This is a genomic window from Virgibacillus proomii (assembly GCF_018916875.1).
Lineage (GTDB): Bacteria > Bacillota > Bacilli > Bacillales > Amphibacillaceae > Virgibacillus > Virgibacillus proomii_B.
Map to the genome: position 1 here is coordinate 1 of NZ_JAHLNO010000014.1, position 13,567 is coordinate 13,567.

General features: G+C 35.4%; 16 protein-coding genes and 1 pseudogene. 12 read left to right on the plus strand and 5 right to left on the minus strand.

Annotation, left to right across the window (positions count from 1 at the left end; translation table 11 throughout):
* Window positions 1-562: 562 nt before the first annotated feature.
* From KQI21_RS05850 to KQI21_RS05865, 4 genes are all read left to right on the plus strand, one after another.
* Window positions 563-1,267, plus strand: a complete 705-nt coding sequence (locus KQI21_RS05850) for a cytochrome c biogenesis CcdA family protein (protein WP_216483186.1) — start codon at window positions 563-565, stop codon at window positions 1,265-1,267.
* Between the two features lie 65 nt (window positions 1,268-1,332).
* The gene (locus KQI21_RS05855) at window positions 1,333-1,767 is read left to right on the plus strand and encodes a Na(+)/H(+) antiporter subunit B (RefSeq protein WP_216483188.1); all 435 of its coding nucleotides are present in this window, start codon (window positions 1,333-1,335) and stop codon (window positions 1,765-1,767) included.
* Between the two features lie 15 nt (window positions 1,768-1,782).
* Window positions 1,783-2,166 (plus strand): response regulator, encoded by a 384-nt coding sequence (locus tag KQI21_RS05860; RefSeq protein ID WP_216483190.1) that lies wholly within the window; start codon window positions 1,783-1,785, stop codon window positions 2,164-2,166.
* Window positions 2,167-2,192: 26 nt separating this feature from the next.
* Window positions 2,193-2,663 carry a CcdC family protein gene (locus tag KQI21_RS05865; RefSeq protein WP_216483191.1) on the plus strand — a complete coding sequence of 157 codons (471 nt, stop codon included), beginning with the start codon at window positions 2,193-2,195 and terminating at the stop codon, window positions 2,661-2,663.
* A gap of 366 nt (window positions 2,664-3,029) precedes the next feature.
* Here KQI21_RS05865 and KQI21_RS05870 read toward each other — a convergent pair whose 3' ends face one another.
* Window positions 3,030-3,503, minus strand: coding sequence for a DUF2621 family protein (locus KQI21_RS05870; protein WP_216483193.1), 474 nt, complete (start codon window positions 3,501-3,503; stop codon window positions 3,030-3,032).
* 251 nt (window positions 3,504-3,754) lie between these two features.
* Here KQI21_RS05870 and KQI21_RS05875 point away from each other — a divergent pair, with 251 nt between their 5' ends.
* The 6 genes and pseudogenes from KQI21_RS05875 to tlp all read left to right on the plus strand — a co-directional run bounded on the left by KQI21_RS05875 (window position 3,755) and on the right by tlp (window position 11,064).
* Complete coding sequence (locus tag KQI21_RS05875; RefSeq protein ID WP_253291324.1) at window positions 3,755-4,870, plus strand: ATP-binding protein; 1,116 nt, start codon at window positions 3,755-3,757, stop codon at window positions 4,868-4,870.
* A gap of 482 nt (window positions 4,871-5,352) precedes the next feature.
* Window positions 5,353-8,067, plus strand: a complete 2,715-nt coding sequence (acnA, locus tag KQI21_RS05880; protein WP_216483195.1) for an aconitate hydratase AcnA — start codon at window positions 5,353-5,355, stop codon at window positions 8,065-8,067.
* Window positions 8,068-8,475: 408 nt separating this feature from the next.
* Window positions 8,476-8,848: pseudogene (locus tag KQI21_RS05885) on the plus strand (transposase); the annotation flags it as partial.
* Window positions 8,849-9,574: 726 nt separating this feature from the next.
* Window positions 9,575-10,165, plus strand: coding sequence for a TlpA disulfide reductase family protein (locus KQI21_RS05890; protein ID WP_216483197.1), 591 nt, complete (start codon window positions 9,575-9,577; stop codon window positions 10,163-10,165).
* 60 nt (window positions 10,166-10,225) lie between these two features.
* Entirely contained in the window at window positions 10,226-10,369 is a 144-nt protein-coding gene (locus KQI21_RS05895) for an FbpB family small basic protein (RefSeq protein WP_216483199.1), read from the plus strand.
* Between the two features lie 464 nt (window positions 10,370-10,833).
* Entirely contained in the window at window positions 10,834-11,064 is a 231-nt protein-coding gene (gene tlp / locus KQI21_RS05900; protein WP_216483201.1) for a small acid-soluble spore protein Tlp, read from the plus strand.
* 77 nt (window positions 11,065-11,141) lie between these two features.
* Here tlp and KQI21_RS16695 read toward each other — a convergent pair whose 3' ends face one another.
* On the minus strand, window positions 11,142-11,243 hold the full coding sequence (locus KQI21_RS16695) for an IS3 family transposase (protein ID WP_373687633.1): 102 nt from the start codon (window positions 11,241-11,243) through the stop codon (window positions 11,142-11,144).
* 132 nt (window positions 11,244-11,375) lie between these two features.
* Here KQI21_RS16695 and KQI21_RS05905 point away from each other — a divergent pair, with 132 nt between their 5' ends.
* Both KQI21_RS05905 and KQI21_RS05910 read left to right on the plus strand, forming a co-directional pair.
* A complete protein-coding gene (locus tag KQI21_RS05905) occupies window positions 11,376-11,801 on the plus strand; it encodes an acyl-CoA thioesterase (RefSeq protein ID WP_216483202.1) in 426 nt (141 codons plus the stop codon).
* Between the two features lies 1 nt (window position 11,802).
* Window positions 11,803-12,066 (plus strand): hypothetical protein, encoded by a 264-nt coding sequence (locus KQI21_RS05910; protein WP_216483204.1) that lies wholly within the window; start codon window positions 11,803-11,805, stop codon window positions 12,064-12,066.
* Window positions 12,067-12,068: 2 nt separating this feature from the next.
* Here KQI21_RS05910 and KQI21_RS05915 read toward each other — a convergent pair whose 3' ends face one another.
* Genes KQI21_RS05915 through folE2 form a run of 3 tightly spaced genes read right to left on the minus strand, consistent with a single transcriptional unit; the run spans window position 12,069 to window position 13,556 of the window.
* Window positions 12,069-12,368, minus strand: a complete 300-nt coding sequence (locus tag KQI21_RS05915) for a HesB/YadR/YfhF family protein (protein WP_216483206.1) — start codon at window positions 12,366-12,368, stop codon at window positions 12,069-12,071.
* 19 nt (window positions 12,369-12,387) lie between these two features.
* A complete protein-coding gene (gene yidD / locus KQI21_RS05920; protein ID WP_216483208.1) occupies window positions 12,388-12,612 on the minus strand; it encodes a membrane protein insertion efficiency factor YidD in 225 nt (74 codons plus the stop codon).
* Window positions 12,613-12,629: 17 nt separating this feature from the next.
* Entirely contained in the window at window positions 12,630-13,556 is a 927-nt protein-coding gene (folE2, locus tag KQI21_RS05925; protein ID WP_216483210.1) for a GTP cyclohydrolase FolE2, read from the minus strand.
* Window positions 13,557-13,567 lie beyond the last annotated feature (11 nt).

A 13,567-nucleotide genomic window follows, 5' to 3' on the forward strand; every position in this document is an offset into this window, starting at 1 on the left:
TAAGTGGGAGAAAACGGCACCTAAATGCCCGATTCGTTCAAGGGCCTTTAGGTCATACCCTTCTAGGTACTAACATTCAGTAGGAGATGGAAGAAAACTCCTACTGAATGAAGTTTCACTTTATCCCGTATCTATGATCCCTAAAACTCCCACTTCAAGAATTATAAAAAAAACGAAAACGTTTAATTAAGACATAACAGTACCTAAATACTCGATTCGTTCGGGTTGACGGGACAAGGGTGTGCTCTTGATAGTAATACATTGCGATTTTCAATGACAAGTAAGGTTTCTTGAAAAGGTATCGTATGAAGAAAAAGTGTTTTTCTTTTTCAAGAACGCCCGAGATTTGAGACTTTGTTCTACTTCTTATCGGTAGAGTATGTGGGATAGGATCCAAGGATTCACTGAATGAAGTTTCACCTTATTAGTTTGATTACAATCGATCGACGGAATTTTTTAAGTTAACAATTATGAAAGCCTTTCACTTTTTTGTCAAATATTAATAACATAAAGACAATTCTGTCTGGTACAATGTACAATGAATATGAAAAGGAGGTATATCGTGTCGGAGATCAATATATTTCTTGCTTTCGGTGCAGGCTTTCTGTCATTTATTTCACCCTGTGTTTTACCTTTGTACCCAGCTTTTCTATCTTACATTACCGGAATGAGTGTAAGCGAATTAAAAGATGATAATAAAATGTTAAATGCAAAGAGTATATTACATACTATCTTCTTCTTACTGGGGTTTTCTGCAGTCTTCATTATGATGGGCTTTGCAAGCTCTGGAATATCTCAATTTTTATTAGTGAACAAAGATATCATACGACAAATTGGTGCAATTGTTATCATCTTTTTTGGACTCGTTATTGTCGGTATTTTGAACTTTGATTTTTTAATGAAAGATAGAAAAATTACATTTAAAAATCGTCCTGCAGGATTTCTAGGTACTTTTATTATCGGACTAGCCTTTTCTCTAGGATGGACTCCTTGTACCGGACCAATCCTAATGGTTGTTTTATCATTAGCTGCTACTGAACCGAATACCGGAATGGTTATGATGATTAGCTATATAATGGGATTCTCTATTCCGTTTTTTATTTTATCCTTTTTTATTGGTAAGCTGAACTGGATTAAAAAACATAGTTTAAAACTAATAAAAATCGGTGGATATGTCATGATTTTTATGGGGATTACTTTATTCTTTGATTGGATGACTTCTTTAACTTCATATTTAGCAGGATTGTTTGGATTTTCCGGCTTCTAATGGATTTTTCTCCTGTCTTATATTAAAATAAAGACTATATATGCTATATAAAGGGGCAATACATTATGTACAAGTACAAAACAAATGATCTTATTTTACGAACTACCACATCACTAATTGCCTTTATTCTATTGGGATTTGCTGTTTATTTATTGTTAGCCGGACACAATTCTCCGGGTGGAGGATTTGTCGGCGGTTTAATGACATCAGGGGCGATTTTATTAATGAATATGGCTTATGGATTTGAAACTGTAAAAAAAGTATTGCCGATTAATTTTGTCAAATTAATTCCAATTGGTCTTGCCGTTGCTGCTGCTACAGGTGCCGGATCATTCTTATTTAAGCAGCCATTTTTGTCTCATACCTTTGGTTACTTTCACATTCCGATATTTGGCGAAGTTGAATTAGCTACTGCAATGCTTTTTGATATAGGTGTATACTTGACAGTTGTCGGTGTAATGATGACCATTATTTTAACTATTGCTAATGATAAGGACTAAATAGGGGGAAAAGCGATGGCCAAAATACTTGTGGTCGATGATGCTAATTTTCTGCGCATGACTCTTTCCACTATTTTGAAAAAAAAACACCATGAAATTGTAGGAGAAGCAGAAAATGGAGAAGAGGCAGTACGACTATATCAAGAATTGAAGCCAGATATAGTAACGATGGATATTACAATGCCAGTAATGAACGGAATTGAAGCAATTAAAGAAATCATGCAAATAGATAAAGATGCGCTGATTATTGTATGTTCAGCAATGGGGCAGCAAAAAGTTGTGGTTGAAGCAATTGAATTGGGAGCCAAGGACTTTATTATCAAACCATTTGACGAGAACCGTATATTTGATACGATTGATCGTGTATTAAGTTTTAAAAGGGTGAATGACAACAAGTAATTTGGCAATGGGAGAGAGGACTTACAATGTTTTGGTTAATTGCAAGTACCATTGGAGCAGCAATTATGGCCGCAGCAATGATATTTATTCGATTAAGAGCAGCTAAAAAACCTGCTTCTGTAAAGAAGATTATTATACCGCCCTTTTTTATGAGTACAGGGGCACTAATGTTTCTATTCCCTGTTTTTCATATTAGCTGGTATCAAGTAATGGAGGCTTTTAGTGTAGGTATTGTTTGTTCCATTTTCCTCATAAAAACATCGAAATTTGAAATTCGTGATAATGCAATCTATTTAATACCCTCCAAAGCCTTTGCCTTTATTTTGGTTGGATTATTAATTTTTCGCATTATTTTCAAGCTTGCCATTGGAAGTCATATATCCTTTGGAGAAACGAGTGGAATGTTCTTTTTATTGGCATTTGGAATGATTTTAACCTGGCGTTTAGCAATGCTTTATAAATATTTACAACTGGAAAAGCAATTAATACAGAAGTAAATTTGGTTCAGAAGAGATTTAACATATCATAAGTAATAATTTACGCTACATTCAAACAAAAAATGAGGAATTAAATAATACGTACTTTAGAGGGCTATCCGTTTTCGTGGTAGCCCCCTAAAGTTATAACAGTATTAAAGGTTGCTGATAGATTTATCCCGCATGTAAGGTGCCGTAAGACTCCCACTTCAAGAGCCTCGAGTTGATACAAAAGGGTCTAAGTGGGGGAAAATGGCACCTAAATGCCCGATTCTTTCAAGGGCCTTTAAGTCATACCCTTCTAGGTACTAACATTCAGTAGGAGATGGAAGAAAACTCCAACTGAATGAAGTTTCACTTTATAGAAAAAAAAGCAGTTCTGAAAGGTTATGATTTGTGTTTTTGCTGCCAATTTGGCGCATAATCACTCCGAGATTGTTGAAAGAATTGCTCATAGGGTGCTGTATCAATATTTTTTTGGGCCAGTTTTTTCCGCAAAAATTTATGATCTCGTTTAGGTGTTGCGATGATATAGCCTTCAATTAAAACTTCCCTCGTGATTTTTTGTTTGTTCTTTTTTAACGCTAATTCACCAATTTTACCAACGATTTTATGCCTAGCTACATCTCGAAATAACTCTGGAACTGGAGAAACTAATTCCTCTAATAACTCTTTTTCCTTTGTACCCCACATATGTTTTGTTTTATTTACATAATAGTCTTCCCAATCCATCATGGATTTTCCGTCTTTTTTTGGTAACCGTTTCAGAAATTTACGAAACATAAAATATCCACCAATAGCCATGATTCCAATCATGAAAAAACCCCAAAGAATAATTAAATAATCAACAAAAACCGACATATTTTTACGCTTTTCTCCCCTTTTTCCAATATTTCGTAATAATTTGACAAAATATTTAACTATTTAATTTATTTTTTTAATCAATTATAGTAAGATTACTAATAATTGGATAGTTAACTTAAGAACGAGATTTACTATAAGTATATGATGAAAAACTTTTTCAAACAAGCGTCATATTCTTAAGAAATTAAACATAGGATAAATTGAAACGAAAGGATTTGTTGATATTTGCAAAAAAAGGGGGAAACATAATGAATTATGATAAGAATACAAGAGATCATGAAAAACTTATTCATATAACTGAAACGAAGCCAACAATGCAAACACAAGGTTTTAATTTATCAACGTTGTCTCCATTTATGCTTGCATGGATAGAGAAGAATTGTCATGATGTTATTCTCGTTCTAGATGAAAATGGAAAAATGCTTTATATTTCTGATTCTGCTGAACGAATTCTTGGTTATCAACCTTCCCAACTAGTCGGAAAAGCTTGGTATGAATTTGTTTATCGGGAAGATGTAAAATATGTAAAAGAGAACTTGAAGCAAGTATCTTCAACCAACCAATTCTATGAAATAAATGTTCTTAATAGTGAAGGTGAATATATCTGGTCGGAATGTACGCTAGCCAAATTAAAAGAAGACGAGAAGATCTACTATATCGCTATTGTTGCTGATATTCGTGATAAAAAAGAAGCAGAGGAATTTATGATCCAATCAGAGAAAATGTCAGTTGCTGGACAATTAGCTGCTGGGATTGCTCATGAAATTCGTAACCCTTTGACATCACTAAAAGGCTTTTTACAATTACTTCAAGCTGGTGTAAATAGAAAAGAAGAGTATTACAATATTATGGTAGAAGAAATTGAAAAGATGGAGACCATTACGTCAGAGTTATTATTCATTTCCAAGCCATTAACAGAGAATAAAAAAGTACAACTCGTTGAATCCATGATTCATGATGTCATTGTACTACTAAGACCACAGGCGAAAATGAGAGATATTCTCATCGAGTATTCAGCTTCTGGGGGTGAAAAAATTTACTGTGATCGTTCACAAATCAAACAAGTCCTCATTAATTTAATTAAAAATGCTATTGAAGCAATGGAAAATGGTGGAAAGATCCAAGTTAATACAAGTTCATCTGACACGCATGTACATATTAGTGTTATAGACGAAGGACCTGGAATTCCAAAAGACATTATAAATAAGTTAGGTGAACCCTTTTTTACAACGAAGCAAAGTGGTACCGGATTAGGACTTATGATAACAAAGCAAATTTTGGAACGTCATCAAGCATTCTTAGAAATAAAGGCAAATGAAGGAGCCGGTAGTACGTTTCGTATTATTTTTCCTGCTCCAGCATAATAGGTATAGTTTACTAAAAGTAACGCACTTATTCAAGGTTATTTATACTAAATTTAAAAAAGATACTAGTTGCAAGTTGTTGTTGCAGATTATAAAAGTGACCAATAAAGAGAAAAAACAGATAAGCGTAACATGGAACAAGTTAATCCTTCTATTACTGTCAATAGGCTAGATGTTATAATTATAATTAGCAATTGTTTTATTTTTAATTTTATATAATTTTTTGTTATCACTTCACATAACTATTTACTATATCTGATGAAGGGCTTAATGGTTTGTTTTATGGTGCGTTTTCTTATAAGATAGAAGAAGTGAGAGGTTTTTTACTTGTACTATAGGAAAGTATTAAAATTTTAGGGTTTATAGTATAAGAAAAACTACAGCTTTCGCTAAAGACTTGGCGAAAAGCCAAGTTTTTCTAACATTAACAAAATCCGTAGTATGTTGCAACTACGGGTAAGCATGAAGAAAGGGGTACTAACATGGGGAAGAGTAATTCGTTTAATGCAAAGAAACAATTTGAACTAAATGGAAAAACGTACAACTATTATCAATTAAAAGCTGTAGAAAATGCTGGGTTAGGAAAAGTATCACGATTACCGTTTTCGATTCGAGTACTTTTGGAATCGCTTATTCGCCAGCAAGATGGTCATCAAATTAAGGAAGAACATGTAAAAGGACTTGCTAAATGGGGTACAAAAGATGGCGAAGGGGTAGATGTTCCATTTAAGCCGTCCCGTGTTATTTTACAAGATTTTACTGGTGTTCCAGCTGTAGTAGACCTTGCTTCTTTAAGAAAGGCAATGGTTGATATGGGGGGAAAACCGAGTGAAATCAATCCAGAAGTACCAGTTGATTTGGTTATTGACCACTCGGTACAAGTAGACCAATATGGTACATCAGATGCTTTAAAAGTAAACATGGAATTAGAATTTGAAAGAAATAGAGAACGCTATGAATTTCTTAACTGGGCTCAAAAAGCATTTGATAATTATCGTGCTGTCCCTCCGGCTACGGGAATTGTTCACCAAGTAAACTTAGAGTATATTGCAAATGTGATTCATGGAGTAGAAAATGAAAGCGGGGAGTATGAGGCATTTCCGGATACGTTAGTCGGAACGGATTCGCATACTACTATGATTAATGGCTTAGGTGTTTTAGGTTGGGGTGTAGGAGGTATTGAAGCAGAAGCAGGAATGCTTGGTCAACCTTCTTATTTTCCGGCACCTGATGTTATTGGTGTGAAATTTACCGGCAGTTTCCCGAATGGAACAACTGCTACAGACTTAGCGCTAAAAGTAACTCAAGTGCTTCGTGAGAAAAATGTAGTTGGTAAATTTGTTGAATATTTTGGTCCGGGATTAAAGGATATGCCTCTTGCAGATCGGGCGACGATTTCTAATATGGCTCCGGAATACGGTGCTACTTGTGGATTTTTTCCAGTTGATGATGAAGTGTTAAGCTATTTAAAACTTACAGGTCGATCACAAGAGCAAATTGATCTTGTTGAAAAATATTGTAAGTTAAATAATCTATGGTATTCTTCCGATGAAGCGGATCCAAAATATACAGAAGTAGTAGAAATTAATTTATCCGAGTTACAGCCAAACCTTTCTGGCCCAAAACGTCCACAGGACTTAATTGCTTTGTCCGATATGAAGAAAGAATTTAATAAGGCCATTACAGCACCAGCAGGAAATCAAGGTTTTGGCTTAGATAAATCTGAGTTTGACAAGGAAGTAGCTGTAGAGCATTCAAACGGCAACACTTCCGTAATGAAAACTGGTGCAATAGCCATTGCAGCGATTACATCTTGTACAAATACATCCAACCCTTATGTGATGTTAGGTGCTGGGCTGCTTGCAAAAAATGCAGTTGAAAAAGGGTTAAATGTGCCGGATTATGTAAAAACATCGCTTGCTCCAGGATCTAAAGTGGTTACTCGTTATTTGGAAGACTCAGGTTTAATGCCATATTTAGATAAACTAGGCTTTAACCTTGTGGGATATGGTTGTACAACTTGTATTGGTAACTCAGGTCCATTACGTGAAGAGATTGAGCAAGCAATTATTGATAATGACTTAACGGTAGCATCGGTTCTATCAGGTAACCGTAACTTTGAAGGAAGAATTCATCCACTAGTAAAAGCGAATTACTTAGCTTCTCCTCCATTAGTAGTTGCCTATGCACTTGCTGGAACCGTGGATATTGATTTGACAAAAGAACCATTAGGTACAGATAAAGATGGAAAACCTGTCTATATGGATGATATTTGGCCTTCAATGGAAGAAATTAAACAACAGGTAGAAGCAGTAGTTCAGCCGGAAATTTTCCGTAAAGAGTATGAAGATGTGTTTACTTCCAATGAACGCTGGAATCAAATTGATACAACAGATGAACCTTTATTTGAATGGGATAGTGAATCAACTTATATCCAAAATCCGCCATTCTTTGAGGGATTGTCTAAAGAAGCAGGTTCAGTTGAGTCATTAGAAGGATTACGAGTCATTGGAAAATTTGGGGATTCTGTTACAACTGACCATATTTCTCCAGCTGGAGCAATTGCAAAAGATATGCCAGCAGGAAAATATTTGCAGGAGAAAGGTGTATCCCCACGTTATTTTAATTCATACGGATCTAGACGTGGAAACCATGAAGTGATGATGCGCGGTACATTTGCCAATATACGTATTCGTAACTTAATTGCACCTGGAACGGAAGGTGGTTTTACAACTTATTGGCCAACGGAAGAAGTTATGCCGATCTATGATGCCGCAATGAAATATAAGCAAGATGGAACCGGCTTAATTGTAATAGCTGGAAAAGACTATGGTATGGGATCCTCTCGTGACTGGGCAGCTAAAGGTACTAATTTATTAGGAATTAAAACGGTCCTTGCTGAGAGTTTTGAGCGAATTCATCGTTCGAACCTAGTAATGATGGGCGTACTACCACTGCAATTTCAGCCAGGTGAAAATGCAGAGAAGCTAGGTTTAACTGGCAAAGAGACATACCATGTAGATATTAATGAAAATGTGAAAGCCCATGATTTAGTTAAGGTAATAGCTGTTGATGAATCAGGTAATAAAACAGAATTCCGCGCCATTGCTCGTTTTGATAGTGATGTAGAAATTGATTACTATCGTCATGGTGGCATTTTGCAAATGGTGTTACGTGAAAAGTTAGCTGCTATCTAATTATATGAAACTAGTTTAAGCCTCTGTATCTATATTTACAGAGGCTTTTTAATCTTCTGGAAATTATATCTGTTTCTACATTGAGGATAACCTTTTTGAAAAGTAGCATTGCCCTTAGCTTATGCACTCAAGCTGTAGCAAACTTCGGTCTTTTTCCTACGCTAAGTCAACATTGGCTCAAATCTAAAGGGGAAAGGCCGATTAAAGCGGACTTGCCGCTCAGGCGTCGGCATACTCCTGTTTTAGAGGCATGTTTCCTTTTATCCCAAATGAAGAAGCCGTATATTTCTCTCATTTCAGAAATCCGCTTATTATTTGAATACCTTATGAGCGAAACCGCTCGATTGGTTCAACTAACATTCAGTAGGAGATGGAAGAAAACTCCTATTGAATGAAGTTTTACTTTATCACAAAGTAACCAAAAAATCACGACTAGGCGCGCCAGAAGAACTGAATGATGCAGCCATGATTATTTCCACTTTTGTGAGATATGTCGAACGCATCCCGACGATGAAGGATCTTGTTAAGCGCCTTAATGATGATATTGCTTTTAAGTTAAACTGCGGGTTTCTAGTATCATCAGACTGCGTACCATAGAGGGCTCTTTCATGGATGATGTAGTTGCCATCGATGCAACCTATTTGAAGCACGTGATCAAACACCGCCAAAAGAGGAAAAGCCAAAACCTGAACCAAAAAAACGTGGACGTAAATCTAAAAACGAGTATGAACAATGGCTAAAAGAACAAGCTGAAAAGGAAGCTAACCTATTTTTTTATAAATGGTTAGTACGAGGAAATTAGGTCTGTGTGGAATTCAGATACACGTAGACTCCTGTGGGAAAAGCAATAGCCGAAAATCCCGCAGGAAGCGTTCTTTGCTTCCGAGGAAGTTGAGGAATTGCCCACGGAAAGCGAAGTGTATCCGAATGGAACACAGATAGCACAACTTTATATAGAATTTTTTAAAGTATAATTTTAAAATACTGCAAGTATAAATTTTTTTAAAAAGAGCTATTATGAAATTGATTCATATAATATGTTTTTGTAAAAATTGGCATAATGGAAAGAGCTTCTTCAAATCAATCTACTATTATTAAAGGCTGTTTTCGTATAGATTGTTGCTTTCTTGACCGAATTCCTTAAAGGTTGATATAACAGGGGAGAGAAGGCGTTCAGCTATGTGGAAAGATGTGTATGAGGATTGTAGCGATTTAACTAAATCAGAACAAATTATACCCGTTGTTTAACGCTATGAAACAAGAAGAAATTTAGGACTCTCTAACGTTTGGGCTATTAATACTAGCAAATATATTCACACAGTCCACAAGATTGAATTTTTTCCTGGAAAGACTAATTCATATAAACGTCAACGCATCTCTTAATTTTAAACTTCCTTAAAATTACTGCTCATTACTTTACATTTGTATAGAATTTACTTACGATGAAATAAGCGTAAATTATTGGATAATGCTACTACAATAATTATAAAGGGGTAAGGGGATCAGAATGTATAAAAAAATACTAGGCGTTGCTATTATAGTGGTGTTAGCTGGTATTGTGTTATTTAATTATGTTCAAAAAAAAGAGGAGTCGGTTTTAGATACTCCAAATTCCAATATTAGTGATGAAATGAATGCGAAAGGTGGAATGATTACGTCTAAAAAAAAGGGAGAAACCCTTGAAGTTGGTAATCCTGCATCAGACTTCGAATTAAATACATTGAGTGGAGATAAACTCACATTAACAGATTTACGAGGCAAAAAGGTAATTTTAAATTTTTGGGCCACCTGGTGTCCACCATGTCGAGAAGAAATGCCTGAAATGGAGAAGTTTTATAATGATGTCAAATCAGATGTCGAAATAGTAGCTGTAAATTTGACCAACTCAGAGAAAAATGAAGAAGATGTAAAAGAATATATGGACAAATATGGATATACATATCCAATTCCACTTGATGTAAAAGGTAAGGTTCGCAATACGTATCAAGTTATTGCTGTACCAACAACGTATTTTATTGATGAAGAAGGGAAAATTATAAAGATTCATCCCGGTCCTATGAATTATGAATTAATGAAAGAAGCAATTGAAGCTATGTAAAACATATGTATACTTTGATTAGAAATTGGCCATCCTGCTTTAAAAAAGGAGGGGACGGCCATGTCCTTAAAGAAAAGAAGAACGTTTGATGATTTAGTTCAGGAAAACCGTCAAATAATTTTAAGAGATAAGCTGCTGATGGAAAAAATCGAACAACAAATAGAGCAAAAACAGAAAAGGATCAGACAGAAAAAAGTGCAATGAAAATCGTAACCGCTAGATTGTAAAGCGGTTACGATTTTTTATACTATAGGAAAGTATAAAACTTTAGGGTTTATCCCGCATGTAAGGTGCCGTAAGACTCCTGCTTCAAGACCTGAGTTGATACAAAGGGTCAAAGTGGGAGAAAACGGCACCTAAATGCCCGATTGGTTCAACTAACATTCAGTAGGAGAGGGAAGAAAACTCCTACTGAATGAAGTTTCACTTTATAGTATAAGAAAAACGATAGCTTTCGCCATAAAGACTTGGCGACAAGCCAAGTTTTGTTTAGGAAAGTATATCTGTTTGTACATTGTTAATAACTTTTTCTGCAAAGTAGCGTCGTCTAGCTTATTCGCTCTGTTCGATAACTAATAGGAAAAAATGACACCATATTATACTGTTGAATAATTTTGGATAGATTAGGGAAACTAGGAAAGCAACCTAAAATGAAAGGAGTCATGGTGATGACAGATAATAATCGACCAAAGCCAGACGATCGCAGTGATAACGTAGACAGATTACAAGAAATGGTTCAGGACACAATCCAAAATATTGAAAAAGCACATGAAACGATGCAATTTACATCTGGTGAAGAAAAAGAAGCCATTAAAGCTAAAAATAAACGAAGAGAGCAAGCAATCGAAGGAATGCGAGCCGAAATTAAAGACGAATATAGAAATCAAGAGGATCAATAGAAGTAAACCAAAAACCCCCGTTCTAAAGTTTATGAACTGCCCCCTGTCAAGTAGACAGGGGAAATAATAAAAATAATTTAAGCGGCTTTAGTTCTATACTCTATAGGGCTGAGGCCGTTTAATCGTTCTTGATATCTATCATGATTATAAAAATATTTTTTCCAGATGTAAAAAAAGATTGGATTTTCTTTTCACAGAAGAAATTATGTTTACCAATTCGAACCTGTTTTCTTGAAAGGTTTAACGAGAAGGATTGCTTAAGATATGATAAGCTTTAATAGAGAAAATATTAGCTTAGGAGGAATCTTTCGTTGCATAAAGTGAAAACACCAATCGAAGTAAGATATCAGGAAACGGATCAGATGGGAGTTGTCTATCACGCAAATTATTTAGTCTGGTTTGAAATTGGCAGAACTAAATTTATTGAATTTCTCGGTTTTCAGTATAAAGAAATGGAAGAGCATAACGTTGTTTCTCCGGTTACAAATGCAAATATTCAATTTAAAAAACCAATTCGCTACGGAGATAATGTCACAGTAGCAACATGGCTTGAAGCATATAACGGGATAAGAACTGTATATGGCTATCATATTTTAAATGGCGAGGGAGAAGTTGCAGTAAGTGGAACAACTGAGCATGTGATCGTAAACAAAGATACATTTCGTCCATTGTCATTAAAAAAAACATTTCCAGAGTGGCATAAAGCATATAAAAAACAATTAGAAGGAGATAGCTAGAGTGGCGTTTGGAATTACTAAGAAAGAGCTAATCACTTGGAAACAACAAGTAAAAGCCGGTGAAATTGCTTTTATAACCCACTACTGGCTGGATGAGCGTTTTCCAGACTGTACTACCGTAACCAAGGTAGGATGTAGTGATCTGGATAAGCTACTTACATGGGGGAAAAAGTATCGATTGTCAGCTGAATGGATTGATTATAAGAACAACTGTTTCCCACATTTTGATTTATTACAGGAGAAAAAAATACATAAAAAGAGCTGATTTTAAGCTCTTTTTATGTATTGTATGTTTGGCTCCTGTTTTTTTCTGCTAAAACTGATTTTTAAATCATGGTCTTCAAAATACCAAGCATCTTTTGCTTCGATAAAGAAAGTAATATTATCGACATCCTTGGAAGCGTAAACTTCAACCGGCCTTTCATTACTAATCCCTAAAGAAAAGCCGGGAACGTTTCCCCCAAATCCACCATATCTGACAAAAAAACGCACATATGCTTCATTTTCTTCAATGTCTAGTTCATCTCTATACCATTTTGCTGCCTCTTTGCTGATTTGGATATTCATCTGAAAAACAGCTCCTTTTTTATTTCTTTTTCTTTTCCGGTACTAAATCAATCCCGCCAGGATGAAAAGGGTGGCATTTGCTGATTCGTTTTACTGTCAAATAGGTGCCTTTAAAAAAGCCAAATCGACGATACGCTTGTAACCCATATTCAGAGCACGTCGGATAAAAACGACAGGTTGGGGGCTTAAATGGGCTAATCGCAACACGATAAAATTTAATTAATCCGATAAAGATATACTTCATAGGAACCCTTCTTTTATTTAATTCTTTGTTTTATCATACGTAATTGTTGCAAATGCATCATGCATATGAATGGATTCCTCATTTTGACAGCTTACTTTGAACTTGGTAATAAACGGTGTTTCATATAAATCCGCAGCTATTAATCGTACCATATCCTCAACGAATCGTGGATTTTCATATGCTTGTTCAGTAACCCTCTTTTCATCCGTTCGTTTTAAGATCGGATGTAATCTTGTACTAGCATTGCTTTCTGCAGCTTCAAGCAATACTTCCTTCCAATCGAACTCTGTTTCATCAAATTGCTCATCAACTGATATATCGATTGTTACATTTCCGCGCTGATTATGAGCACTATATTCACTAATTTCTTTAGAACAAGGACACAGCGTTGCAATAGCTACAGTGAATGCAAGTTGAACATCCACCCCACGTTCTTCATCGTATTTCATCTTTATACTAGCATCTGCATGATTAAGACCTGCTAAACCAGTATCAGGGGCTTGTCTTTCATAAAACCACGGAAAGCTAACTTCCATATAAGCATCGGGCTGTTCGAGACGATTAGCTAGCTCTTTTGTAAAGCTTTTTAATACATTCAAATCCGTTGAAAAGCCTCTTGCATGGTAATCTGCTAGTTGTTCATTAAAACGGCTCATATTCGTTCCTTTATTCGTTTGCTTTAAACTAGAAGTAAACGTAAATGAACCGATACTTGTTTGAGTATACGGTGCAATCGTACTATTTATGATAATCGGATGCTTTACCTTCGTTATTCCAACTGCATCCAAAGCAAATAAGAAATCCTTTTTTGTATTCTGTAAGTCCGCCATATACTTTTTATCGACAGGTTTCGATTTTGGGGCTGGCTTTACAGAACCAAATAATTGATGGCGCTCTTGTTTTGTTGGTAATTTTTTAACTGGAAAAGTTTTTGTGTTGTCCATCACATCGCCCC